Source organism: Ruegeria sp. AF8, from assembly GCF_056541825.1.
In genome coordinates this window covers 1-25,766 of the sequence record NZ_JBQFYW010000032.1, presented here as the reverse complement: position 1 = coordinate 25,766, position 25,766 = coordinate 1, and the positions used below count along the sequence as shown (strand labels likewise).

20 protein-coding genes and 2 pseudogenes are annotated in these 25,766 nt (G+C 56.9%); 19 read left to right on the top strand and 3 right to left on the bottom strand.

Annotation, left to right across the window (positions count from 1 at the left end; all coding sequences use genetic code 11):
- The coding region (locus tag ACR0AO_RS23900) for a Tn3 family transposase (RefSeq protein WP_480609187.1) at positions 1-362 on the top strand (362 nt) is incomplete at its 5' end.
- Positions 363-539: 177 nt separating this feature from the next.
- Positions 540-2,159, top strand: coding sequence for a hypothetical protein (locus ACR0AO_RS23895; RefSeq protein ID WP_480609186.1), 1,620 nt, complete (start codon positions 540-542; stop codon positions 2,157-2,159).
- 179 nt (positions 2,160-2,338) lie between these two features.
- On the opposite strand, the pseudogene ACR0AO_RS23890 reads toward ACR0AO_RS23895, so the two are convergent.
- Together ACR0AO_RS23890 and ACR0AO_RS23885 are read right to left on the bottom strand one after the other, a co-directional pair.
- Positions 2,339-2,767 (bottom strand): annotated as a pseudogene (locus ACR0AO_RS23890) (IS6 family transposase); the annotation flags it as partial.
- 267 nt (positions 2,768-3,034) lie between these two features.
- Positions 3,035-4,336, bottom strand: a complete 1,302-nt coding sequence (locus ACR0AO_RS23885; RefSeq protein ID WP_480609184.1) for an MFS transporter — start codon at positions 4,334-4,336, stop codon at positions 3,035-3,037.
- 347 nt (positions 4,337-4,683) lie between these two features.
- Between ACR0AO_RS23885 and ACR0AO_RS23880 the strand changes: the two genes are divergently transcribed.
- From ACR0AO_RS23880 to ACR0AO_RS23850, 7 genes are all read left to right on the top strand, one after another.
- A complete protein-coding gene (locus ACR0AO_RS23880; RefSeq protein WP_480609183.1) occupies positions 4,684-5,643 on the top strand; it encodes an IS5 family transposase in 960 nt (319 codons plus the stop codon).
- A gap of 903 nt (positions 5,644-6,546) precedes the next feature.
- Positions 6,547-7,386, top strand: coding sequence for a transporter substrate-binding domain-containing protein (locus ACR0AO_RS23875; protein WP_480609181.1), 840 nt, complete (start codon positions 6,547-6,549; stop codon positions 7,384-7,386).
- 67 nt (positions 7,387-7,453) lie between these two features.
- The gene (gene ehuC, locus ACR0AO_RS23870) at positions 7,454-8,119 is read left to right on the top strand and encodes an ectoine/hydroxyectoine ABC transporter permease subunit EhuC (protein WP_480609179.1); all 666 of its coding nucleotides are present in this window, start codon (positions 7,454-7,456) and stop codon (positions 8,117-8,119) included.
- 3 nt (positions 8,120-8,122) lie between these two features.
- Positions 8,123-8,788 carry an ectoine/hydroxyectoine ABC transporter permease subunit EhuD gene (ehuD, locus tag ACR0AO_RS23865; RefSeq protein WP_480609177.1) on the top strand — a complete coding sequence of 222 codons (666 nt, stop codon included), beginning with the start codon at positions 8,123-8,125 and terminating at the stop codon, positions 8,786-8,788.
- Positions 8,789-8,790: 2 nt separating this feature from the next.
- The gene (gene ehuA, locus ACR0AO_RS23860; RefSeq protein ID WP_480609175.1) at positions 8,791-9,606 is read left to right on the top strand and encodes an ectoine/hydroxyectoine ABC transporter ATP-binding protein EhuA; all 816 of its coding nucleotides are present in this window, start codon (positions 8,791-8,793) and stop codon (positions 9,604-9,606) included.
- Between the two features lie 68 nt (positions 9,607-9,674).
- The gene (locus ACR0AO_RS23855; RefSeq protein WP_480609173.1) at positions 9,675-10,469 is read left to right on the top strand and encodes a maleate cis-trans isomerase family protein; all 795 of its coding nucleotides are present in this window, start codon (positions 9,675-9,677) and stop codon (positions 10,467-10,469) included.
- 119 nt (positions 10,470-10,588) lie between these two features.
- Complete coding sequence (locus ACR0AO_RS23850) at positions 10,589-11,602, top strand: GlxA family transcriptional regulator (RefSeq protein ID WP_480609171.1); 1,014 nt, start codon at positions 10,589-10,591, stop codon at positions 11,600-11,602.
- Positions 11,603-11,637: 35 nt separating this feature from the next.
- Here the strand turns inward: ACR0AO_RS23850 and ACR0AO_RS23845 are convergent, their stop codons facing one another.
- Positions 11,638-12,546 carry a LysR family transcriptional regulator gene (locus ACR0AO_RS23845; protein ID WP_480609169.1) on the bottom strand — a complete coding sequence of 303 codons (909 nt, stop codon included), beginning with the start codon at positions 12,544-12,546 and terminating at the stop codon, positions 11,638-11,640.
- A gap of 212 nt (positions 12,547-12,758) precedes the next feature.
- Between ACR0AO_RS23845 and ACR0AO_RS23840 the strand changes: the two genes are divergently transcribed.
- The 10 genes and pseudogenes from ACR0AO_RS23840 to ACR0AO_RS23795 form a co-directional block, all read left to right on the top strand.
- A complete protein-coding gene (locus tag ACR0AO_RS23840; RefSeq protein WP_480609167.1) occupies positions 12,759-14,015 on the top strand; it encodes a sarcosine oxidase subunit beta family protein in 1,257 nt (418 codons plus the stop codon).
- Between the two features lie 15 nt (positions 14,016-14,030).
- A complete protein-coding gene (locus ACR0AO_RS23835) occupies positions 14,031-14,327 on the top strand; it encodes a sarcosine oxidase subunit delta (protein ID WP_480609165.1) in 297 nt (98 codons plus the stop codon).
- Positions 14,320-17,328, top strand: a complete 3,009-nt coding sequence (locus ACR0AO_RS23830; RefSeq protein WP_480609163.1) for a sarcosine oxidase subunit alpha family protein — start codon at positions 14,320-14,322, stop codon at positions 17,326-17,328. Before ACR0AO_RS23835 ends, ACR0AO_RS23830 begins: the two co-directional genes overlap by 8 nt.
- Positions 17,321-17,917, top strand: a complete 597-nt coding sequence (locus tag ACR0AO_RS23825; protein WP_480609162.1) for a sarcosine oxidase subunit gamma — start codon at positions 17,321-17,323, stop codon at positions 17,915-17,917. The genes ACR0AO_RS23830 and ACR0AO_RS23825 overlap by 8 nt, the downstream gene beginning before the upstream one ends.
- Before the next feature lie 37 nt (positions 17,918-17,954).
- Entirely contained in the window at positions 17,955-18,335 is a 381-nt protein-coding gene (locus ACR0AO_RS23820; protein ID WP_480609161.1) for an ectoine synthase, read from the top strand.
- A 44-nt stretch (positions 18,336-18,379) separates the two neighbouring features.
- Entirely contained in the window at positions 18,380-20,830 is a 2,451-nt protein-coding gene (locus tag ACR0AO_RS23815) for a GcvT family protein (protein WP_480609159.1), read from the top strand.
- A gap of 28 nt (positions 20,831-20,858) precedes the next feature.
- Complete coding sequence (locus tag ACR0AO_RS23810; RefSeq protein ID WP_480609158.1) at positions 20,859-22,040, top strand: M24 family metallopeptidase; 1,182 nt, start codon at positions 20,859-20,861, stop codon at positions 22,038-22,040.
- Positions 22,041-22,122: 82 nt separating this feature from the next.
- Complete coding sequence (locus tag ACR0AO_RS23805; protein ID WP_480609156.1) at positions 22,123-23,289, top strand: M24 family metallopeptidase; 1,167 nt, start codon at positions 22,123-22,125, stop codon at positions 23,287-23,289.
- A 58-nt stretch (positions 23,290-23,347) separates the two neighbouring features.
- Entirely contained in the window at positions 23,348-24,820 is a 1,473-nt protein-coding gene (locus ACR0AO_RS23800) for a pyridoxal-5'-phosphate-dependent protein subunit beta (RefSeq protein WP_480609154.1), read from the top strand.
- A gap of 122 nt (positions 24,821-24,942) precedes the next feature.
- Positions 24,943-25,617, top strand: a pseudogene (locus tag ACR0AO_RS23795) (amidohydrolase); the annotation flags it as partial.
- Positions 25,618-25,766: the final 149 nt, after the last annotated feature.

The following is a 25,766-nucleotide window of genomic DNA, read 5'->3' as shown; positions in this document are numbered from 1 at the left end:
AGCGCACGTTGTTTATCATCGAATGGCTCCTCGATACCGACATGCAGCGCCGCGCTCAAATCGGTCTCAATAAGGGTGAGGCTCATCACGCCCTAAAGAACGCTCTGCGGATTGGTAGGCAAGGGGAAATCAGGGATCGCACGACCGAAGGCCAACACTTCCGCATCGCCGGTCTAAACCTACTCACAGCCATCATCATCTACTGGAATACCAAGCAACTTGGCTTCGCCGTCGCGCAAAGGAAAAGGGCCGGATTGGACACGCCAGAATACCTTCTCGCGCATATCTCACCCCTCGGATGGGCACACATTATCCTTACTGGGGAATACAGGTGGCGGAAAATGAAAGCGGAAAGCCTGTGAACGCATACAGCAACAACACCCCTCCACTCGTGCGTCGGGTGGTGAACTCGGGCAAAGAGCCCAATCCTGCCCTCAGCCTGCCACTTTCAAGCCACTCGGACTTTTTCGTTGATGCCACACTAATTCCCATATTTTCGATGTATAGACATCCAGGCATTTCACCTAAGGCGAGGCAAAATGCGTAACGGTGCTACAAAAACATTTCTGGCAATCGTGCTTCTTGTAGTTGTAGTGGTTGCGGTTCCTTTTTTGCACGACAGGTCATCAAGCGCGAGCGTGCTCAGAACCTGTTCCGCCGCTATCTCCGCCGACTGCTTGCTGGATGCCGGCGTTCATCTGCTAAATGAAAACTACCCAGAGCCAATAGACACTCGACCGCTCAACCAGCTTTCAGTAGTTGGGCGCATCGATGACGCGCAGCAGTTGTTTATGCAGCTTGCTCTTGATCGGGGTGAGACACCCCAGGCGGCAACTGAAATCGCATCAAAGTCTGTTTCAACGCATAGGTTAGTGGCAGCCTTGCAAAGTGGGCTCGACCTCGATGCTGCCCTTGTGCAGGCGCCTCATGCGAATGCAAGTGATCTTTGGTTGGCGAGCCTTGTTCTATTGGGAGACGACCCCTACGGTGTTCGCCCTATCCGACCCGATATCCCCCTTTCTCAGAAAAACGCACAACTTGTGGCAGCCATGGCATCGCGCATTGTGTCATGGTTTGAGGCGGGTTCTCCTAAAGCTCAGGCTTGGCAAATTGCGTACGCCGCTGAATTGAAAGCACGCCTCGAAGATCGAGGAGGTGTCGAGGAGGTTCTGCGCCTTGCCAAAGGGCGTGCCCGCTTTCCGAATTTCTCGCATGAGGTTTTTGAAGTTGTTGGCGCGGAAACCGTTCTGAAGTTAGTTTCGCCTTCACACGCGTCCTATCCACGTCTGCTTTTGATCGCAGCCGAGGCCGAACGTGATGACGAAAAAGCTCGTTCCTACTTGGCAGCAGCTTTTGATCTTCACGCGGAACGCAAACCATGGCCGGATTTTGACCTTATGGCGCGGGTAACTCTGCGTAGCGCCGAACTTGGACATCTGGTATTTGCTCAAAGCCTTGCCGACAGAATGGAGAAGCTTGCTGACAAGACAAATACGCCTTTTGAAGTTTTTGCCCATATCCACGCAGCGCGGGCTCTCTACTTCACCGGAGCGACAATCGACGAAGTGACCTACCGTCTTGGCATTGCTGAAAGCCTCTTCCCAAGTGAACCGTCGAAAATCATTGCTTATGGGCTGGTCAGCGGTTCAATGCCGTGGGAGCGCTCCGGTCTCGCCCGCGAAGCGCGCCGGGAAATCGCGTCTGTCAGCGCATATGTCGGGGATATTGATAAGGCAAAGCGCATGCTTTCTGGCATTGATGAACCCGGCGCTGCTTGGTTGTATTTGGATACTAAAAATTTCCCGATCCACGTTCTATCCGCTTTGATGGATCATGCAGAAGAAACTCTCCATCCACATGATTATGCCTATGTGGCTGGGCAATTTGCGAGACGCGCTTCGTTCAATGAACAATCCGCGCAGTACAATTCGTGGGCCCTGCAACGCGCACGCAAGATCGCTGCAACCGGTGAAACGGACGGCGAATACCGGTACTTAATCTATAATGCGCTTGCTTTCGTCGCGTTTAGCGCTGGTGAGGCGGACCTCGGGCAGTCTGTTCTAACGCGGATGGCGCAGTCCGCACTTGAAGAACGTAATGCGGTGCAGCTTGTTAACGCAGGCTATTCATATGTCGTATACAGGGCTGACCAACCGTGAAAGCCACATCAAAATCAATGTGCTTAGGAAAGCCGACGCCTCCGGTGGCCCTGTTGGCGCAGATGACTTATCTGTTGCGCTTCTTTCCTGGTCAGGCGTCGCGCGGCGAAGGGTCTGTGTCCGACAAATTCAAGGAATTGCTAAACGCCCTATTCTGCACTCAGCCTGAATCGACCCCTATATGAGCGTAGTTTGTCCGTGATGATCCGCTTGGGAATGAAACCAAGACGCTTGATCAGGCGGCGCAACAGCTGTTTTGCAGCCCGTTTGTCCCGCCTGGGTTGGAGTATTTCGTCCAGCACGACGCCATGCTGATCAACCGCCCGCCAAAGCCAGTACTTGCGACCTGAAATTCTCACGGCAACTTCATCCAGATGCCAGACACCACCTGGACGACCCTGTCTCCGCCGCAAGTTTTGAGCTATCGTCGGTCCGAATTTGATGACCCAACGCCGGACAGTTTCGTAAGACGCATCGATCCCGCGCTGCAACATCATCTCTTCAACTTCCCGCAGGCTCAGATTGAAGCGAAGGTACAGCCACACCGCGTGCGCGATGATCTGAGGAGGAAACCGGTGGCGCTTGTAGCTGATTAGCGATGACTTCATCGATGTCACCTACGTCCAATTACGGACATGAACAACCAAACGGCAAGTTAACGTGACATCACCGCTGCGGCCTTGGTGTAGACTTTTGGTTCAGTCAGAAACTTCGCAACAGATCTCCTAGTTTTGCCTTAGGTCTGTGGCCCAAGAGCTTTTCAATCTGCCATCTCAATGCTGGCAACTGTCATTCGCCGACGATGGCCCCTGACAATGTTTGCCTTTGTACCGCTTCGGATAAAAGGGCCAATTCACTCGGCCGGATCAGCCTGTTTACGTTCGTTTTTCTTGTTCAAGCACGGCTTTCAAAACGGCTCGGTCAGGCCGCTTCTCGTCAGGTGAGATTGAAACAGATGTTGGAGACGCCGCGACGCCTGTGGCTGCCTCTGCCTGGGGAACGCTATCCCTCACCCTGGTTCGCAAGATCGCAACCACACCTGACAGCAGCATGAGGCCCCAACACATCCATAGGATGGCCCTGTCGTTGCCGATTACCGACCCAATACCACCCGCAATTGGCCCAACCACGCTGCCAACGGTAAAGACGAACAACATCGTAACAGCAGTTGCTCCGACATAGACCGGGACCGTGCGGTCCATCGCATGGGCGATGAGCACCGAATAAAGCGGCATGATCAAACCGCCGAGAACAATGGACCCAATGATCATGACCCACTGCAAAATGGGCCCGTCATCCCCAGCCACTGTGAACCCATCGCCCTGGGACGCAATCGAAAGCACCATGATTGTAACTGCTGCGCACAACGACATAGCCGCAATGATATACCGCCTGTCCATCTGGTCAGAAGCTTTCCCAATCGGAAACTGGAACACGATCCGCCCCAGGTAAAAAGCGGCCACAACAAATGCGATCAAGTTCGCATCCAGTCCACCAACCGATGCTTGATATGGCAAAACATTCAATAGAAGGGCCAGCACAAAACCATTCACAAACACTCCGATGAACGCTGTCGGAGAGTCCTTGAAAGACGCCCTCAGCCTTAGGTTGGCTTGCTCGGGAACTTCGGGGGGCGACGTTCTTGTCGGTGCGAGAACAATTATGGCGACAGAGTATAAGGCGGACATCGCAACAAACGCTTCGGAAAGATCACCTGAAAACAGAATGATGAAAGCCTGGCTCGCAACCGAGGTAATACCCAGTACAATATAGTAAATTGATAGTACTCGACCTCTCGCGTTCGGAGGAGCCGTGTCGTTAATCCATGCGTCACCGATGGAATAAAGGGCAGCGGTTGCAAGTCCCGTAGCAAAACGGGCGAGCGTCAAGATCGTCGTGTTGTCCGCCCAAGACAATAGCAAAGCACAAAGGCTGCACAACGCAGCCGACGCGGCAAATGCCCTGATATGGCCAATGCGTGCAAGCGGTTGGAAGATAAAGAAGCACCCCAGCAAGAACCCCAGCGAATAGCTTGCAGCAATAAATGAAGCCGCCTCTTGGCTTCTGCCCGATTCCGCAATTCGTAGGGAAACAAGTGTACCCAGAGCAGCTGTAGAGAGATGGATCATGCCTACGGAGAAGAAGAGCGAGCGCAGCGACAAGACTGTGGTATTCATTCTAGTCTCCAATTGGGAGAATGAACAACGTCTGCGTTCACCCAGCTAGCGTCTCGAAGGTCGGCTTCGATTATGAGTTATCTGGTAAATCTTACAGAACACAGTTGTCATGCGATATACCCAAAACGCTTTCGGTTTGGACCTGTCACGGTTTGATGCCGCTCCTTTTGCTCACTTAAGCGACCTTTCTTTCGAAGGCCAAGGGGCTTTTCCAGCCCAAGGCTGAATGCCGTCGGCGTGGATTGTAGAAGCCGTTGACGTATTTGAAGATGGCCATTTCGGGGCCGTGTTGCACAGATCGCTTCCAAGTCGTAGCTGGTCGGTTGGTTTGATGACAGGATTGTTGGATGCCGTTCAAACACAACGCGTCACGGCGGGATAAGTTTGCGAAAGCAAAGTACCGGGTCACGAACTGGACAGATTACAACGAGGCTCTGCGCCAACGTGGTGACGTGACGGTCTGGTTCAGCGAGGATGCGGTATTCGGGTGGAGCGCGCGCCGCGCTGGAAAGCGCGGTGGCCAGCAGCGCTATTCAGACTTGGCGATTGAAACCTGCCTGGCTCTGCGTGTGGTGTTCGGGCTCGCGCTTCGGCAGACGCAGGGTTTCGTGCGCAGCTTGCTGCGGCTGATGCGGGTTGACGTCTCCGTGCCGGATTTCTCGACGCTTTGTCGCCGGGGGCAATCGTTGAAATTCACGTCGAGCCTGCGACCGACAAGCGACCCGATAACGCTGATTGTGGACAGCACAGGGCTGCGTGTCCAAGGCGGTCGCGACTGGATGCAAAAGAAGTATGGGTTGTCGAAGACCCGAAAAACCTGGCGCAAACTGCATATCGGCCTCGACCCGGAGAGCGGCGAGCTTGTGGCGTCCTGCCTGACGACTGAACAAGTCGGTGACCCCGGCGCTCTGACCGATCTCCTGGCCGATGTGGCCGGTCCGGTTCGCCTGTTCATCGGTGACGGTGCCTATGACGGCTCTCCAACCGCGGCAACGATCCGGGAGGCCTTCGGCCCGCAGGTCGAGTTGATCATACCGCCGCCAAAAAACGCTGTCGCTGGTGATTGCCTAAGCCGCAACGCCCATATCGAGATGATCGCCAAGAACGGTCGTATGGCCTGGCAAAAGGCGACCAGTTATGGCCAGAGGTCACTCGGTGAGGCCCAGATCGGGCGCTACAAGCAGGTGATCGGACCCGCCCTGCGGGGCCGGAAAATGGAGATCCAGACGACCGAAACCAAGATCGCCGTCAAAGCCCTGAACCGCATGACCCACCTCGGTCGCGCGGCCTATGAGCGTGTCGCATAGCGAACCGGGGAAAGGGGCAAATGTGGCCTCAGATCTATTCATGCAACACGATCCAGATTGGGCATTATTCACCGAATCCGGCAGGTAGATTGACCGTTTGTGAGACGTGGTCATCGCTGTGAAAGTCGCCTTTGGGGCTCTCCTGACACCTTCGCCGCGATCTGCGCCAAGGGCCAGTTTGGTATGGATCGACTTTTGCTGCTCGCCGCATGAACTCGTCAGACGCGGGACGAAGTGGGCGTTGCTGTTCCGGGTGTTTGCTGGCGCAGCACTCGCTCGCAGGTGCAGCACGATACTTGTTGCATCGCAGAGGAATTTCCGATTGTAGTCATTGACAGCCGGTCTGAGGAGTGAAACTCAAACCTCCCTTTCGCTGCGACCGAGTAGGTGTGCGCTTGGGTATCTCTTCGACAGCATGGCGATCTTAGCTGCGAAGAGCCGCAACCTGCCTTGAGTACTTTGTTGAGTTTCTTCGATTGATGTTGCTGTCTGGAAAGAGAGCGAAAATCAACTGTTCCGCACCGGCCTCCTTGCTTGCACATTGCAGTCTTGGTTTGATGCCGATCGTTAAATTGTTAGCCATCAGGACCTGGCCGGGACTTGCATGGTACAGTGAGCCAGTTGAGCAGCTAGCGTTGCGAGTTGAGGAAACCTCAACTCAGGTATATATTATTTCAATTGCCGAATGCCGGCAATTGAAAGAATGTTACTCGGCAAGCCTGTGCTGTCGTAGGACTTGAGATCAGGTTCAAGAATATCTCAACTGTTCATACGCAGCCGGGAGGGAGAAGCCGCAGGGGATGATCTGCCAGTGTGTGGCTACGCGTCAGTGAGTGGATGTTCGACGCTTTCAAGTTCGGCTCCGCGTCAAACGCGCTTTCAGAAAATGTGGAGGAGAATGAAATGATCAAGTTTACCAAATATCTTGCTGCGGCTGGTATTGCGCTTCTGGCGAATTCCGCCGTGGTCTTTGCTGGTCCGATCGAGGACCGGATCGCTGCCGGCGAACCGATCCGGATTGGATTTGCGAACATACCGATCTGGGGATACCCGGACGAGAATGGGGAAGCCAAAGGCTTCGTCAATGAAATTGCCCTTGGTATCTTGGCGTCGATGGGCCATGACAACATTGAGACGACGGTGACCGACTGGGGCGGGCTGATCCCGGGCTTACAGGCCAACCGTTATGACCTGATTACAGGCGGTCTTTATATCCTCAACAGCCGCTGCAAGAACATAGAATTCTCCGAGCCGATCGCTCAGGCAGGCGATGCGTTCATCGTTCCCGCAGGCAACCCGAAGGGTATCCAGGACTATCAGGACATGCTTGCTTCTAACGCGATCCTGGCAACCGGCGCGGGCTACAACACCGTCGAGGCGGCTAAGAAAGAGGGCCTGACCGACGCGATGATCATGCAGGTTCCTGGCCCTTCCGAGATCCTGGCAGCGGTCAAAGCCGGTCGTGCCGATGCCGGTGGCATGACCTATTTCGAGGCCAATCACCTGGCTGAATCCGATGAAGCGGTGGACGTGACTGATCCCGGTGCATTGCCGGAATGGACACAGAATTGGGTAGGTATCGGCTTCCGTGAAGCAGATGCTGACTTCATGGCGAACTTCAACGCGGCAATCGCAACCTACATCGGCTCGGACGAGATGATGAAGGCTGTTGCGCCTTACGGCTACACCAATGGCAACCTTCCCGGCGATAAGACCGCGGAATGGGTCTGTGGCAATCGTTGATCTTATGAAGCAGCGGGGCAATTGACCCGCCGCTTTTGCGTCTTTTCTTTTGTGGGGGGGGGAACTGATGAGTCTGACAGAATTCATTATCCAGTACTGGCCACGCCTGCTGTCGGGGACCGGTGTTACCGTCATCCAGTTCTTCTGCGCCGCAGCTCTGGGTATTGCTGTTTCACTTACCATGGGCTTGATGAAGCTCTCGTCAAATTTTGTGCTGCGAAGCACGGCGATAACCTACATCGAGGTTTTTCGCGGCACGTCTCTGGTGGTTCAGCTCTACTGGATTTTCTTTGTGCTGCCCCTCTTTGGCATCACGATCGATAAATTCACAGCTGGTTATCTGGCGGTTGGCATGAATATTGGGGCCTACGGTGCCGAACTCGTGCGCGGTGGTATCCTTTCCGTCCCGAAAGGGCAGTGGGAGGCCGCCTTGGCCATCAACATGAGCCCCGCACAGCGTATGCGCCGGATAATACTGCCCCAGGCATTGGTCAATATGCTGCCACCCTGGGGGAACCTGATGATTGAACTGCTCAAGGGCACGGCGCTCGTGTCATTGATTTCAGTTGCCGATCTGATGTTTGAATCCCGACAGATCAACGCCTCGACCTTCCTGTCTGCTCAGGTCTTTGGGGCGGCTCTGATTATCTACTACATCCTGGCGCGTTTCCTCGTCACTCCATTCATGCGTTGGCTTGAGCGCTTTATGGCGCGCAAGCTTGGGAGGGCCTGATCCATGTTGGAATGGAAATGGAACTTTACCTGGGAAATCCTCCCGCGCCTGGTCGAGGCAACCGGGAACACGTTGATTGCAGCGGCGGCCGGTTATGCCATTGCGATCGTGTTGGGCATGGCGCTGGCGCTGGCGCAACGCACACCTTCCCGGGTGCTGACATTCGTGGTGCGCGAGTTCGTCGAGTTCATTCGCTCGACCCCGCTGATCCTGCAGATCTTCTTTGTCTTCTATGTCGGTCCGCAATTCGGCATCCGCCTGTCGCCGTGGATGTCGGGCATGATTGCCATTGGCCTGCACTATTCCGCGTATCTTTCGGAAGTGTATCGCGGAGGCATTGAAAGTGTGGCCAAGGGCCAATGGGAGGCGGCTATTGCGCTCAACATGACCACGGGGCAGAAATACCGCCGGGTCATCATCCCGCAGGCCATCCCGCCCGCGCTGGCCGGGATGGGCAACTATCTGGTCGGCATCTTCAAGGACACGCCGATGCTATCGGTGATCGGGGTTGCCGAGCTTATTCATACCGCCAATGCCATCGGGTCGGAAAACTACCGGTTCCTGGAGCCTTACACGATGGTTGGCATCATCTTTCTGGCAATCTCCCTGCCGGCGGCCGGAATGATCCGGCTGTTCGAAGGGTATGTGCGCCGCAAACTGGGACTGTAACGATGCTGGACAAGGCTGGCTTTCCGCTTGAGATGACAGGTGAAGACACTCCGATGGTGAGCTTTCGCAAGGTGCGCAAATCCTACGGGGCGCTGACCGTTCTGGACGACCTGGATCTGGATGTCGCCGCAGGTGAGATGGTGTCGATCATCGGCCCGTCCGGGTCGGGCAAGACCACCGTGCTGCGGATGCTGATGACGCTGGAGCGGATCAACGGCGGGGTGATCTATGTGGATGGCAAACCGCTGACCCATATGCCCAAGGGCGGACAGTTGGTGCCCGCCAACGAACGGTACCTGCGCAGCCGCCGCGCCGATATCGGCATGTGTTTCCAGCACTTCAACCTGTTCCCGCACATGACTGCGCTGGAAAACTGCATGGAGGGGCCGGTGCAGGTGCTGGGCCTCTCGAAGGCGGAGGCGCGCGACCGCTCAGAAGAGCTCTTGGAGATGGTTGGCATGATCTCCAAGAAGGATCAGCATCCTTCGCGCCTGTCCGGCGGCCAGCAGCAGCGGGTGGCAATTGCCCGGGCGCTGGCGATGCGGCCCAAGGTGATGCTGTTCGACGAGGTGACCTCCGCCCTGGACCCGGAGGTGATCGGCGAGGTGACCAATGTGATCCGGCAACTGGTTTCGGAGCACAATCTGACCATGCTGATGGTAACTCACCAGATGGGCTTTGCCCGCGACATTTCGGATCGGGTCTGCTTCTTCTACGGCGGCCAGATCGAAGAACAGGGCTCACCGGCCGAGCTGTTCGGCAATCCGCAACGGGAAAGGACACAACAATTCCTGTCCGCGGTCCGCGAAGCAGTCTAGCGATTGCTGCAATCCCCTGCGCAAATCGGGGTATCTCATACTGTTGTTTGGAAAACGGAGCACTTCCAATGTTCAAATCTGGTGACACTGTCACGTCCAAAGAGTGGAAACCGATACTGGATGCGGGTCGGCACCATCGTGCAAAACTGGGCTTTATCCTGATGTCGACGGACCCGTCGGCGGAAGGCGATTTCAAAGATATGGCACCTGAAGGGGTAGCGGTTTATGTTACCCGCCTGAAGACCGAAGACCACACCACCAATGAAACATTGGCGCGCCATATTGAACATATGGCTGATGCAGCCAGTCGGATTCAGCCCGAGGCCGAACCTGATGTGGTCAGCTACAGCTGCACGTCGGGCTCGATCGTGATCGGTGAAGACAGGGTTATGTCCGAAATCAAAAAGGGAGCGCCCTGGGCGCAACCCATGTGCCTTGTCCAGGGTGTTCTGGATGCCCTGAACGAGCTTGGTGCCAAGAAACTGGTGGTTGGCACGCCTTATCTGGACGAGATTAACACTGCCGAAGCCGAGTTCCTGCTCGAGCGTGGGTTTGAAGTGATGGATATTCAAGGCCTTAACATCGCTAGCGGATGGGAAATGGGGCTTGTCACCCCGGAATACTGGAAAGAGTTTGCGATCCAGATCGATCATCCCGACGCAGATGTAATCTTCCTAAGCTGCGGTGGAATCCGGTCCCTGGAGGCGGTGGAAGAGATTGAAAAAGCCACCGGCAAGCCTGTGATCACTTCGAACCAGGCCCAATTCTGGAGCTGCCTGCGCCGCGCTGGAATCAAGGATGAGCTTGAAGGGTTCGGGCAGATCTTCAAGCACCCGGGCAAATCGCTATTGCCCAAGAGCTGACCGGTACCACTCCCCCCGGGCCAGCAGGCAACGGGACATGCGCCACTTGCTTTTGTTTCCATGTAAGACATTGGCGAGCGGCGCATGTCCCGAATGCGCAGAGACGCGGTAACCTGATCATGATCAATCCGGAAATGGAAGCGTTTGCGGCTCAAGCCAAGACTATTGCTGTGTTGGTTTTAGACGGGTTTTCGTTTCTGAGCCTGGGTTCGATCGTCGAGCCCATCAATATCCTGTCTCAAGAATTCCCAAGGCTGTACGTAAGACTGCAGTTGGCCGGTTTGGAACAGCGTATTGTACGATCCGGCAGCGGTGGGCAGATCAGTTGTGACGAGGTGGCGGAAAACCTGTTCGCCAATTCCCACCATTCCCAGGCGCCGACCGCTATCATTCTGTGCAGTGGGCCGACGGTTTCGCCGGAGCAGGTACAGGGATTGCGAAGGTTTTTGCGCAAGGTCCGATTTTCGGGAGTTCAGGTCTACGGGGCCGGCAGTGTCGTCTGGTACATGGCCGAGGCAGGCCTGCTCAATAACGGAGAGGCGACGATCCACTGGAATTCGATGGCATCATTTTCCGAAGTCTTTCCGGATGTCGGCGTGAACAATGCGCTTTTTGTGAAAAGCTCATGGGGCGGGACATGCGCTGGTGAGCTGGCGACTCTGGATCTGGCCTTGGATATCGTCGGCCAGATGTCCGAAGATTCTGTCAGTACCGTTTGCAATCAGTTGCTGGTGTCTCATGCTCGTGAAGGGCAGTGCAGACAACCCGGATCGCAGGTTGAGCGACTGCAAAGCTTGCCGAAACCGATCAGGCGCGCGGTGGAATTGATGGTCGAGAACATCGAAAGCATCCTACCTGCGTCGGAAATTGCGCATCTATGCGGGATTTCGATCAGGCAGATGGAGCGCTTGTTCAACAAGTACTTGGGCACCTCTCCGATGCAGTACTACATGTCCCTCAGAGTTGAACGAGCACATGAGTTGCTATTGCAAACTAATCTTTCGATTCAGGAAGTCGCCTTAGCGACCGGTTTTACCAATTGTTCCAATTTGTCAAATAGATACAGGCAGGTTCACGGGTTGACACCAAGCAAAGTCCGGGCGCGACAACAAATACCCGTCCGGGGCCGATGATCCATGTTTGAAGCCGGATTTTCAGGAGGTCCAGGTCAGTCTGTGATCTCGTCCTCTTTGGGGATTTCCTCCAATATCCAGTCCCGGAAGGCTTTGGTGTTGGCATTCAACTGGTGTGGTAGAATTAGATAGTAGTGCCCATCCAGCCGTGTTTCCGGAAAAGGTTCGATTAGTAATTTTTTTTCGAACTCTTCTTTCAGGAAAACAGGCACGGACAGTTCGATACCTTTGCCACTGATCGCCGCATTGAGACGGATAGTTCCATCGTCAAGAAAGGCGGTACGCCCTGGTCGGAAATCGGGGGCGTTGAGCTGCTTTAACCAATCTCTCCAAAAATCCTGATTGGCTTCTCTTAGCAGAACTACATCCTTAAGGCTCTCAGGCAGATTATTGGCATTTGGGTCAACACCAATAGAGGGACTGCAGACCGGAGATAGGGCCGCCGGAAACATGCAAATGTAATTTGCACCGGGCGGAGGCTCTGAATACCATTCAATAGAAGCATCAACCGCGTCGTTGGAAAGATCGAGTTTCTCGGTAAGATACCGCATTCTCAAGGCAATATTGGGGTGCATTTCCCAAAACCGGTCAAGCCGAGGCGAGAGCCATTTCGAGGCAAAGAGCGGGCGTGCGGCAATGGTCAGGCTTTTGATCAGGCTTCGGTCTTGCAACAGGTAGACGGCTTCACGAATGCGCATGAAGCCATCCGTTAACCCTGGGTACAGCGTTGCGCCGGAATCGGTCAGAACCGCCTTGCCGTTGGAAAAGTCGATGAGAGACATCCCAAAACTTTCCTCAAGCTTTCGGATTTGGTGACTCACCGCTGAAGGGGTTACATACAACTCTCCGGCTGCCTTGGTCACGCTACCAAGTCTGGCTGTGGTTTCGAACGATCTCAGAGCATTCACTGAGGGAAGAGGTTTGCGATTTTTCTCACTGGTCATTTGAGTTTTTCTCCATCATTCATCAGATTAAGTCAATTGCTGAAAACCCGAACATACTACAACTTACGTCTACATTTATCGAAAATCGGTAAACGAATCAAAGCCGGCATCGAGAGGAAAACTCATAGCTGCGCTGGAAATTCATGTGACTCAAGACACCCAAAGTTGTGAATGTGAAACACGGATTGGGGAGGGTAGCGGGAGTGGACCCTATGACGAAATACTCAGGCCTCAAGGTTTTCGCCAAAGCGCTTGGCGGCAACAAAGGCTGGGAGCGTGCGTGGCGCGATCCGGATCCGCAGCCAAGTTATGATGTCATCATTATCGGTGGTGGCGGGCATGGGCTTGCGACGGCCTACTACCTGGCAAAAGAGCACGGCGTCAGACGGATCGCGGTGTTGGAAAAGGGTTGGCTGGGCGGTGGGAATGTTGGCCGCAACACGACCATCGTGCGCTCCAACTACATGGAAGACGGCAACACCCAATTCTACGAGCATTCCCTGAAGCTGTGGGAAGGTCTGAGCCAGGACCTGAACTACAATGTGATGTTCTCTCAGCGTGGCTACATGGGGCTGCTGCATTCCTACGGCCAGCTTGATGCCGGGCGTCAGCGGGCACATGCCATGAAGCTGAACGGGGTCGAGGCAAGTTTCCTCACGCGCGAAGAAGTGCATGAAAAAGCACCTTATCTCGATATGTCGATGAATGCGCGCTACCCGATCCTTGGGGGTGTCTACCAGCAGCGCGCCGGAACCGCGCGTCACGATGCCGTCGCCTGGGGGTTTGCCCGCGCCGCGGATCAGCAGGGTGTGGACATCATCCAGCAATGCGAGGTGCTCGGCTTTATCCGGACGGGCTCGCGGATCGTCGGCGTGGAAACCACGCGCGGCAACATCCGGGCACCCAAAATTGCGTCTGCAGTCGCCGGAAACTCGAGCGTTCTTGCCGAAATGGCCGGATTCAGGTTGCCGATTGAAAGCCACCTGTTGCAGGCGTTCGTGACCGAACCGATCAAGCCGTTGGTTGATTGTGTCATCGCATCGTTCGGCATGCTCTATTACATAAGCCAGTCGGACAAGGGCGGCCTTGTTCTCGGCGGTAGCCTGGACGGGTACAATTCCTATTCACAGCGCGGCAATCTTCCCAAGGTCGAGCATGTTCTGAGCATCGGCAAAGCCCTTATGCCCTGCCTGTCGCGCCTGCGCATTCTGCGTCACTGGGCCGGCATCATGGACATGACCATGGATGGCAGCCCGATCATCGACAAAACCCCGGTCGAAGGCCTCTATATGAGTGCCGGATGGTGCTATGGCGGCTTCAAGGCAACGCCCGGCGCGGGCTGGTGCCTGGCGCACACAATCGCAAGAGACGAACCTCACCCCCTGAGCGCAGGCTATACGATCGACCGCTTCCGCCGGGGCGTAACCATCAATGAAAGCGGCACCGGACCCTATCCGGGCCATCACTGAGAGAGGGTTCGGAACATGAGAATCGAGTGCCCTTGCTGCGGCTTGCGCGATCACCGTGAATTTGATTATAGCGGCGACGCCCTGAGGCAGCGCCCGGCGCATGATGACACCGACATGGATCGGTGGTCGGACTATGTGTTCTTCCGCGACAACCCTCGCGGGATGCACCGTGAATTCTGGCAGCACAGCTATGGCTGCCGCCAGTGGATTGTCGTCCAGAGGGACACGGTTACCCATGAAATCACATCGGTTCACCTGGCAGGCGATGCCAAGGGTATCCAGGCGGGGCGTGAGGAAACAGCCAATGACTAAAGGACCTGTTCGCCTTGAAAACTATGGTCGTGTCGACCGCAGCAAACCCATTTCTTTCAGCTTTGATGGCAAGCAGATGCACGGCTTTGCCGGCGACACACTAGCCTCTGCCCTGATTGCAAACGGGCGGCTGTTAGTGGCCAGAAGCTTCAAATACCACCGTCCCCGCGGGGTCTACGCACTGGGGGTGGATGAACCCAATGCCATGGTCACCCTGAACACCGGGGGCCGTTCTGATCCCAACACGCAAGCGACCGTGGTTGATCTGTTCGAAGGCCTGACCGCGCGCAGCCAGAATGCCTGGCCGTCGCTTGACATGGACTTCATGTCGATCAACGACAAGTTCTCCCGGTTCCTGAGTGCAGGGTTCTACTACAAGACCTTCATGGGTCCGACCCGGAAATCCTGGATGCTGTATGAACACTTCATTCGCAAAGCAGCCGGGATGGGTGAAGCAACCACCCTTGAAGATCCGGACCATTACGAAAAAGTACATGGATTTTGTGATGTCATGGTGGTTGGTGGCGGCCCTGCCGGTTTGTCGGCGGCTGTCGCCGCGGCAAAAACCGGGGCCCGGGTTACATTGGTTGAGCAATCGTCGACACTGGGCGGTGCATTGCTGAACACGTCGGCCGACGAGAACGCCGATGCGTGGATTGCCGAACAAATCGCCATTCTCGAAGCCGCAGATAATGTCCGCATTTTGACCAAATGTGCAGTGTTTGGCGCCTATGACCACGGCAGTTTCGGTTTGGTCGAGCGGGTCGAAGATCATGTCACCCCCTCGCAAAAACCTGTTCTGCGGCAGCGGATGTGGACCATGCGTGCCCGCCAGACCGTGTTGGCAACAGGTGCGATGGAACGTCCGATCGTGTTTGGCAACAACGACCTTCCCGGTGTGATGCTGGCCAATGCGGCGCGCGGTTACCTGAACCATTACGGCGTGCTTGCCGGGCGATCCGTTGTTGTCTTCACCAATAACGACAGCGCCTATCTGACCGCCCGCGACATGGCGCAGGCCGGTGCGAAAGTCATCCTGGTTGATGCACGCCCAAAGACCCCGGCGGCATTATATGCGCAGGCCGAAGCCAGCGGAGTAAGCATTCGATCAGGCCACGCGGTGGTCAAGGCGAACGGTCGAAAGCGCGTTGCCTCGGTCGAGATCGCGCCGTTTGATCTGCAAAGCGGAAAAATAAAGGGTGCCGTCAAGATCAGGGCTTGCGATTTGCTTTGTGTCTCGGGTGGATGGAACCCAACGCTGCATCTGTTGGGCCAGCGCAGCGGAAAACCGGCATTCGACGAGGCGTTGGCAAGCTTTGTTCCCGGTGAAACCATCGAAGAAGGTTTTCGCATTGCGGGTTCTGCCACTGGCGAAATGGCAACGTCGAACTGCATTCGAAGCGGTCACCAGAAGGGCGCCGAAGCCGCGCAAGCCTGCGGTTTTGACGCCGCATTCAACGCCTCCAACATCAGACCGCTTGATCTTTCGGATCGTTGGGAGGAACCGCTGCAACCGGTCTGGGAAGTTTGCGGCAAAGCAGGGGTTTCAGCGAAGAAAGCATTTGTCGATCTGCAGCATGACGTCGGTGTGTCTGATATCGCGCAGGCGCATCTCGAAGGCTATGTCTCGGTTGAACATCTCAAGCGCTACACCACGCAGGGGATGGCATCGGATCAGGGTAAAACCGGCAACGTCATTGCACTGGCGTTGATGGCAAAACTGCGTGGCCAGACAATCCCCGAAGTTGGTGTCACAACCTTCCGGCCACCCTTTACACCCGTTGCGGCAGGGGCGCTGGCCGGGCACGATACCGGGCATGTGATCGAGCCTCGACGCCACACGCCGCTGCGCCAATGGCATCTGGACAATGGTGGCGTGTTTATCGAAACCGGGATTTGGGACCGGGCGTGGTATTATCCAAAGTCAGGCGAAGACGTAGAGGCGGCCTATATCCGCGAGGCGCGCGATCTGCGCAAATCTGTCGGGCTGATCGACGTGTCCACCCTGGGCAAGATCGACGTGCAGGGGCCGGATGGCGCCGAGTTCCTGAACCGGGTCTATGTCAACGGTTGGAAGACCCTGCCTGTCGGAAAGGCGCGGTATGGTGTCATGCTGCGTGAAGACGGCATGGTGTTTGACGATGGCACCACCACAAGGCTGGCCGAGAACCATTATTTCATGACGGTGACAACCGCGGGCGCCGGTGCGGTCATGAGCTATCTGGAATTCCTGCTTCAGACCGACTGGACCGACCTCAAGGTCGAGGTCACGTCGGCCACCGATCAGTGGGCGGCCCTTGCCGTGACAGGCCCGAACGCCCGGGATCTGCTGGCAAGCCTAGACAGTGACATTGACTTTTCTGCCGAGGCCCTGCCCTTCATGGGGGCGGTTGAAGGCACGATTGGCGGCCTGCCTGTCCGGGTGATCCGCATCACCTTTACCGGTGAGCTAGGCTACGAAATCTATACGCCAGCCGGGCATGGTGAAGCCTTGCAGGAGATCATCTGGGGGGCCGGTCCGGCGCATGACATGCTTCTTGTCGGGATCGAGGCCTTTGGTGCCCTGCGGGTGGAAAAAGGCCATGTTGCCGGATCCGAGATCACCGGGCGGACAACACTGGACGATCTTGGATTGGGCAAAATGGGCAGTACCAAGAAACCCTATATCGGTCAGGTGCTGGCGCAGCGCGAGGGGTTGCTGACCCCGGATCGGCATCAGTTTGTTGGCCTGCGCCCGGTTGATCCAAAGGCCGTGATCAAAGGCGGATCAATGCTGCATGTCTCTGACGGTACGCCGAAGGGACACGGGCAGGGTTACATCACCGCCGTGGCCTTCAGCCCGCTTGTCGGTTCGGTGATCGGTCTTGGCCTGCTGAAAGGTGGACGATCCCTGATCGGAAAAACCGTCAATGTCGTGGATACGGTGGATGACACCATTATCCCCGTTCAAGTCACAACACCGCATTTCTACGATCCGGAAGGAGAAAAAGCCCGTGCCTGATACTCGTTCAGCTTTGGCGCCGGTGGCAACCGGAGCCGTAGAACTCGCAGCGGGTCTGACCTGCCAGGAAATGCCGATGGCAGATCTGGTCATGGCCTCGGCCTGGTCCGACACCGAAACCGAAATCTTTGCGTCGGTTGGGAAAACCCTCGAGGCGGAGATCCCGAAAGACACCAGAATCGCGGTAAAAACCGCGGCTACAACGGTGTTCCGCGTGGGGCCGCGCAGATTGATGATCGTCTCTGACGAGGGCGCGCTGTTTGCGCCGCTGCAAGGGGTGTTGGACAACGAAAAGGGCACCCTTAGCCAGCAGGACCAATCGCGCGTGCGAATTCGGCTGAGCGGGCCGGGTGCGGCGGCGTTGTTGTCGCGCGGGGCCCCGATCGACTTCGATGAAAGGTCTTTCCCCGCTGGGGCATTTGCCCAGACCGGAATTCATCACATGTGGGTGCTGATCCACCGGGTCGCGGAAGGGGAAGAGTTCGATCTTTACGTCCTGCGATCCTTTGCCCTGTCATTCTGGGAATGGCTTGTTGAAAGCGCCCATATCGCAACCCAGACGTCTCGGGGCGCGCATTCGCTGACCTGATGCGATCAGCCCAAACCAAAAGAATTGGAGAACAGCCATGTTCGTGAGAACCTTGGATGAAATTATCGGAACCGAGCGGGACGTCAACTGGGGCAATGGCCAAAGCCGCCGCCTGCTGATCGAATCCGACAACATGGGATTTGCGTTCCTTGACACGATCGTCAAGGCAGGCACCGATCTTGAGATCCAGTACAAGAACCACCTTGAATCGGTCTATTGCATCGAAGGCAAAGGATCGATCACCGATCTGGAAACCGGCACCGAATACGAGATCGCGCCGGGGGTGATGTACGTGCTCGACAACCACGATCGCCACCGCCTCTGCGCGACCGAAGAATTGCGCTTGATGTGTGTTTTCAACCCACCTCTGAAGGGTGACGAAAAGCACAACGTCGATACCCCCGGCACAAGCTACTGACACTAACTGCTGACCACAAAGGCAGACTACGAAAGGCGTCTCAGATGCAAAAGGAACTTCCCAAATCGGCAAAGGTCGTCATCGTTGGCGGCGGCATCGTCGGCAGCTCGGTGGCCTATCACCTGGCCAAGTCAGGATGGGACGATATCCTCCTTCTTGAGAGGGACAGGTTGACCTGCGGGTCCACCTGGCATGCTGCCGGTCTGGTCAGCGAAATGCAAGCCGTTCCCGCCATGACGGAGCTGGCCAAGTATGGCCTGAACCTGATGGAGCGCCTGGAGGCCGAGACCGGTCAGGCAACAGGTTTCAAGCGCAACGGGTCCATCGCGACGGCTCTGACCGAGGCGCGTATGGAAGAGCTGCGGCGCAAGCGCGATTCCGCCATTGGCCAAGGCATCGAAGCCCACGAACTCTCCCCGGAGCAACTAAGCAGCCTCTGGCCTATGCTGAATCTCGACAGCATGGTCGGGGCTGTTCATTTTCCGAATGATGGCCAGACCAACCCGATCGACACGACGATGGCGCTGGTCAAAGCCGCTCGGAGCCACGGGGCAGTCATTCGCGAAGGCGTCACGGTGCGGCAGGTTTCCATGTCAGGTGGCCGTGCCACCGGTGTCGAGACAGATCAGGGCTATGTCGCCGCGGAATATGTGGTCAATTGTACAGGGATCTGGGCGCACAGCTTTGCTGACAGCCACGGGCTGAAGCTGCCCATTCAGGCGAACCAGCACTTCTATGTTGTCACCGATCCGATCGAGGGGCTGGCCTCGGATCTTCCGGTGCTGCGCGTTTATGACGAAGGCGCCTATTACAAAGAAGATGCAGGCAAATTGCTGATCGGTTTCTCGGAACCCAATGCGATGGCCTGGAACCCCGAGGGCGGTATTCCGGAGGACTTTTCCTTTGACGAACTGCCCTTCCCGGACGGGCATCTCGACGATCTTCTGGAATATTTGATGGAACGTGTTCCTGCCATCCAGAATGTCGGCATGCGCACCTTCTTCAATGGCCCGGAAAGCTATACGCCGGATGGAAAATACGTGCTTGGCAGTCTGGCCGAGTGCCCGAACTATTTCGTGGCGGGCGGGTTCAACTCCACCGGTATTCAAAGTGGTCCCGGCGCGGGCAAGGCGCTGGCCGAGTGGATCATGCAGGGATCGGCCCCGATGGATCTGGCCGATGTGGATGTAAACCGGTTCAGCGATTTCCAGTCGAACCATTCCTATCTGGTAGAACGCGTGCCGGAAACGCTGACTTTGTTTTACCAGATGCACTGGCCCTACAAGCAGCGCACGATCGGACGCGATCTGCGGCGCTCGCCGTTCCACCATCACTGGATCGAAAAAGGTGCGGTCTTTGGGGAAGGCGCTGGCTGGGAACGCCCGATGTGGTTTGCCCCGGAAGGGGTGGAGCCCAAGTATGAATATGCCTTTGGCCGGGCGCCTTTCGTCGAGCATTGGGAACGTGAACACAAAGCGTTGCGCGAAGATCTGGGGCTGATCGACCTGTCTCCTTTCGCCAAATTCCAGGTGGAAGGCCCGGATGCGCTGAAATGTCTGCAATACATTTCGACCAATGAAATCGACGTTCCCGTAGGCAATGTGGTTTATACCCAATGGCTGAATGACAAAGCCGGGATCGAGGCCGATCTGACCATTGCACGCCTTGCCGAAAACCGCTTCCTGGTCATGACAGGCGCCGGTACAGCCCACCGCGATCTGCACTGGCTCAAGGCGCATATTCCGGATGGGGCCCTCCTGACGGTGACGGATATCACTGCGGCGGAAGCGGTTCTTGGCCTGATGGGGCCGCGGGCCCGCGATTTCCTGCAGAACTTTACCAAGACCGACCTGTCCAACGAGGCCTTTCCGTTCGGCACCTGGCAGGAGCTTGACATCGGCCGGGTGCGGGTGCGTGCGCAGCGGATCACCTATCAGGGCGAACTGGGCTGGGAAATCTATGTTTCCAGCGAGTTTGCCGGTGCGCTGCTCGAAGACCTTCTGTCCGGTGACAAGGGAACGCCGCCTGCGCTGGTTGGGTTCCATGCGGCGGAATCCCTGCGTGTCGAAAAAGCATTCCGTCACTGGGGCCATGACATGGCGGGCTTTGACACCCCGGTCGAGGCCGGTCTGATGTTTGCCAGCAAACTGGGCAAACCGGGCGGCTTCATCGGGCGCGACGCTTTGGCCAGGCATCGCGAGACCGGGGGCGACCGCCGGGTCATGCAGTTCCTTCTGGAGGACCCGGAGGCGTTTATCTACCACCACGAGCCGATTTACCGGGATGGTGAAGTTGTCGGTACCGTGACCACCGGCAGCTATGGTCATTCGCTGAGCGGGGCGGTGGCCCTTGGCATGGTCTCGATCCCCGAAGGCGGTTCCGCCAAGGACCTGACCAACGGTTCCTACGAGATCGCCGTGGCCGGCAAACGCATCGCCGCCAAGGCCAGCCTGCGCCCGATGTATGACCCCTCAAACGCAAGAGTCAAAGCGTGATCGCACAAGTCGCAGGAGGGCCACGTTGATGAACACCACCACAAGACCCGAGCCGCAGCGTGGCTTTGCAACGTCCGAGTTCGAGGCGCGCACGGCAAAAGCGCAAAGCCGGATGGCCAGCCGCGGGCTGGACGCGATGCTGCTGTCGACCGAGGCCGAGGTTCGCTACTACTCCGGCTTCCATACACCCTTCTGGCAAAGCCCGGCGCGTCCGTGGTTCCTGATCATTCCGCTTCAGGGCAAGCCGGTCGCGGTCATTCCGGGTATCGGTGCTGCCTGTATGGCGATCACCTGGATCGAAGACATCCGCACATGGCCTGCACCCCGGCCTGACGATGACGGTATATCGCTGCTGGCGGAGAGTTTGAACGAACTGGCGGGACCGACCGGCAAAATCGGCACGCCGATGGGGCATGAAACCCATGTGCGCATGCCGGCGGCTGATTTTGACAAGCTGCGCGCGCGTGTGGGCGCGGATCGTTTTGTGAACGCCACCAGCATTGTGCGGGCGCAGAGGATGGTGAAATCCGAGGCCGAAATCGAAAAGATCGCCCATGTCTGCGCGATCGCGTCCGATACGTTCGAGGCCTTTCCCGAATTTGTGCAGATGGGTATGACGGAGCGCGAGGCCTTTGCGCGGATGCGGATCGAGCTGTTGAAAAACGGCGCCGACGAAGTGCCTTACCTGGTCGGCAGTTCAGGTCCGGGCGGTTTTGCCGATGTGATCAAACAGCCGACCAACCGTGTCCTCGGCCCCGGAGACATGATGATGCTGGATACCGGCGCCATGTTTGACGGGTACTTCTGCGACTTTGACCGCAACTTTGCCTTTGGCCACGCCACCGACGACATGCGCCGGGCCTATGACGTGGTCTATGCCGCGACCGAGGCCGGGATTGCGGCCGCAGTGCCCGGTGCTACCTGCGTCGACCTGTTCAAGGCGATGTCCGGCGTCATGGCTGCCAACGGTGCCAGCGAAGGGGATGTAGGCCGTCTGGGCCACGGGCTTGGCATGCAATTGACGGAATGGCCTTCGCACACGTCCTACGACCAGACCGTTCTTGAGCCGGGGATGGCGATCACCATCGAGCCGGGCATGAGCTTCGGGAACGGGTTCAACATGTTGCATGAAGAAAACATCGTAGTCCGTGAAAACGGGGCTCAGTTGTTGTCCCGGCGAGCCCCGTCCAGCCTGCCGGTGATCGAATAAGGACCGCGGCCACGCGTGATGCGTAAGTCGAACTTGTCAATTGCGCACAGATTACACCCAGCGCACAAGGAGAGTGAAAACCATGTCCCAACCGCAATTTGCCGTTTTCCCGGCGACTGAACATCGCGAACGCATTGCCCGAGCCCGTCAGGCACTTGCGGCAGAAGGCTATGACGGCGCAATCTGCGTCGGCGCCGAATTGCTGAACTATCTTGGCGGCTTCGATTGCTGCTCGTATTTCAGTCCGCAGGCCCTGATCTTTGCCACCAAGGGCGACGCCGATCCGATCTTGCTTGTGCGCAACATTGATGTGGTCAATGCACGTGAAACATCCTGGTTGCCCGATGTCAGAAGCTACCAGCTCAACTTTGCCGATCCCCTTGAAGTCATCGCGGGTATCGCGAACGATCTTGGTATGGGGAATGGCCGCATTGCCGTTGACTTCGGCTCTTATGCCTGCAGCGCGCAGTATGGTTTCAAGCTGGTGAAGGCACTTGAGCCCGCCACGCTGGGTGATGCGACGGTGCTGTTCAGCACGCTGCAGTTCCAGAAAAGCGAAGCCGAGCTGGTTCATGTGCGTCAGGCCGGCAAATACGCCGATATCGGATGGAAAGCCGCGCAATCCGCATTGCGAGTCAGCATGACCGAGGGCGAGCTGGCCGCCGAGGTGGAATACGCCATGCGTTCCGCCGGAAGCGAGTTTTCCGCTCTTCCCACGCTTTGTGCCACCGGATCGCGTACGGCCGGGATGCACTCGACACCGATGAACAAGAAAATCGAAGCCGGCGACGTCGTGCATATGGAATTTGCCGGCGTCTCCAACCGGTACCACGCGGTGTCGATGTTCACATTTGCAGCCGGAGAACCCTCGCCGCTGGTTCGTGAACTCTACGAGCTTGGCAACGAAACACTAGAGGCCGCGCTGGCGCAGGTTGCCCCAGGCAAGCCGATTGCCGATATGGAAGCGGCCTCGATCGAGCCGCTGAAGCGGGCAGGTCGCGAAGATGCCTATATGGCCATGTTCGGCACCGGGCTCGGTGTCGGTTATCCGCCGATCTGGGTCGGCTCGCTGACCATCAACCGTTGGTCTGACAAGATCCTTGCGCCGGGCATGGTGTTCTACGCGCATTCCTGCCTGCAGTTTGTCGATGAACAGATCGGCATCACGCAAGGTGGCAGCTATCTTGTCACGGAAGATGGCTATGAGCCCATCTGCGGCCCCGGACATATTGATCTTTTTGTAGCATGATCGGCAACCGGCGCGTCGCTCGATGCGCCGGTCACACCTCTGACAAAGGAAACCCGAAATGACCCCCGGTCTGGAGAACCAAATCGTCGATCAAGCTGCATATGATCGCAATGTCGAAAAGCTACGCGAGGCGGAAGTGGTTCTGCCCAGGATCGCCGAACTGGCTGATCCGGCCAGCCATCTTTCCGAGAAGGCCCAGGCCATTGCCGAGGCTGATCCCGACGCACCGGATGTGCGCAACCTGTTCCGGGTGCATTGGCACAATGGCGCAGACCGTCAAAGCTTGGTCGACGTGCCGGAACATATCGTGCTGCCCGAGGCCCTGACCGGCGTGAAGGCCAAAATTGTGGTCGCTCTGGGCAACCGTTTTCCGATGATCAATACCCATAAGGTTCTGGCGGCCTATGGTTGTCTTATCCCGCGGCTGTTGTCAGGTGCCTTTGATGCCTCGCGCCACCGGGCGGTGTGGCCATCCACGGGCAATTATTGCCGTGGTGGTGTCGCCATTGCCACGCTGCTGGGCTGCCGGTCGGTGGCGGTTCTGCCCGAAGGCATGAGCCGGGAGCGGTTCGACTGGCTGAACCGCTGGCTGGCGGATCCGAACGACATCTACCGAACCCCCGGCACCGAAAGTAACGTCAAGGAAATCTATGACGCCTGTCACACGCTGGCCGGGAACCCGGAGAACCTGATCCTGAACCAGTTCGCGGAATACGGCAATTACATCATCCACCGTTCGGTCACGGGCCCGGCATTGCAGCGGATTTTCGAGCATGTGAACGCGGCCGGCAATCTGCGGCCACGCGGCTTTGTCGCCGCCACCGGGTCCGCCGGGACATTGGCGGCGGGTGATCATCTCAAACAGGCGCTTGGCACCGATACCGGCGCGATTGAGGCGCTTGAATGCCCCACCCTGCTTTACAATGGCTACGGTGAACACAACATTCAGGGCATTGGCGACAAACACGTACCCCTGATCCACAACGTCATGGGGTCCGATTTCGTGATCGGCGTTTCTGACAGGGACTGTGACGGGCTGAACCTTGTTTTCAACACCTCGGTTGGCCGCAAATACCTGTCCGACTACAAAGCTGTCGATCAAAAGACGATTGCGGGTCTTGCCAGTTTCGGCCTGTCCTCAATCGTCAATGTTCTGGGCGCGATCAAATACGCCAGATACATGGATCTGAGCGAGAGTGACGTGGTCCTGACCGTCGCGACCGATGGCGCCGACATGTACCAGACCGAGATGGATATCGCCGAAGAAAAATACTTTGGCGGGACCTTCAAGGATGTCACCGCGGCTGAGACCTTCGGGCGTCATGTATTGGGGGCCGGGATTGATCATGTGCAGGAACTTGACCGGTTTGACCGGGAACGCATCTTCAACCTTGGGTATTATACCTGGGTTGAGCAGCAGGGAATCTCGTTGCCTGACTTTGACCGGCGCCGTGATCAATCCTTCTGGGACGAGTTGCTGAAACTTGTGCCGGTTTGGGATGATATGATCATGCAATTCAACACAGCCTGACGCATTGCCAGGGAGGAAGTGATTGGCCCGTAAGGAATGCTGGCAAAGATTGCAGGATACCACTGCCCGTGCCTGTCAACTTTGGCCTCTCTTCCGGAGGGTGCAGATGCGAGGGAACTCAAATGGCTGAAACAGACCTTGTCGCGTTGCGCCATGCGTTTCACCGCGATCCGGAGCTTGGGTTCGAAGAACATAGAACCAAGGCAAAAGTCGCGGAATTTCTCCGCGACGCGGGTATCGAAGTCCATAAGGGCGTCGGCGTCATTGGTGTGCTGAGACGCGGCACCGGCAATCGCGCCATCGGCCTGCGCGCCGATATGGACGCGCTCCCGATCCACGAGACCAGCCGCCACGATCATGTATCGCAGAACAGCGGCGTAATGCATGCCTGCGGCCATGATGGTCACATGACGATGCTGTTGGGCGCCGCCAAGACGTTGGCTCTGGATGGTGGGTTCGATGGCACCGCCGTGTTCCTGTTTCAACCGAACGAAGAACATGGGCTCGGCGCAAAGGCTATGATCGAAGAGGGCGTGTTGGAGAGGTTCCCAATCGAAGAGGTTTATGCCGTCCACAACCTGCCCGGCGCACCTGTGGGTCAAGTTTCAACCCGATTGGGACAAATCTGCTCCAGCGAAAGCCTTTTCGAGATACTGATAGAAGGGCAAGGCGGCCACGCCTCCATGCCGCATGTAGGGCGCGACGCGATCACCATTGGCGCCGAGATCGTGTAAGCCCTGCAAACGATCGTATCACGCAAGCTTGCGCCAGGGGCGGGGGTTGTGGTGTCAGTTACCTGAGCCTCCCCAACTGAACTGGTCCACCGTTATGTTTAGGAAATGGTGGACCAAGAATGGTATCGCCAAGTTATTTTTGACCGATTGCGATGGGTCGGTTGAACGACCGTTAGGCTGCTAGTTCCGCGGTATATTCAGCCCAGAGACTA